The sequence below is a fragment of the Microbacterium sp. K27 genome (assembly GCF_004794435.1).
Taxonomy (GTDB): Bacteria; Actinomycetota; Actinomycetes; order Actinomycetales; family Microbacteriaceae; genus Microbacterium; species Microbacterium maritypicum_A.
Genome location: NZ_SSDK01000021.1, coordinates 1 through 340 on the forward strand (window position 1 = coordinate 1; position 340 = coordinate 340).

Genomic DNA, 340 nt, shown 5'->3' on the forward strand with positions numbered 1-340 from the left:
TCGGGATCGCTCCCAGGATCAGCAGGTCAGCAGGCTCCGAGGTCCTTCCAGACGCCCCACTGGCCGCTCTGCGACGGGTTCTCGCCCGTCGTCCACCACTTGGCCTGGTAGTTGCGGCCGGAGTAGGAGACGTTCGCCCCGCCGACGTAGGCGGCGCTCGCCGACCAGGCGGGAGCCGTGCACGTGCCGGGGTTGCCCGGGTTCCCGGGGTTGCCGGGGTTCCCGGGGTTGCCCGGGTCGGTCCCGCCGCTGCCGATCTTCAGGTCGACGCAGTTGTAGAACGCGTTGACCGTGTTCGACACGTTCCAGCGCGCGAGGATCGTGTGGTTGCCCTCGGGCA

The 340-nt window shown here is 70.0% G+C and carries 1 protein-coding gene; it reads right to left on the reverse strand.

From position 1 onward, the window contains the following. Positions 1 to 26: 26 nt before the first annotated feature. Positions 27 to 340 (reverse strand): carbohydrate-binding protein (locus DW307_RS00755; protein WP_342588930.1); only part of this gene is annotated, 314 nt, incomplete at its 5' end.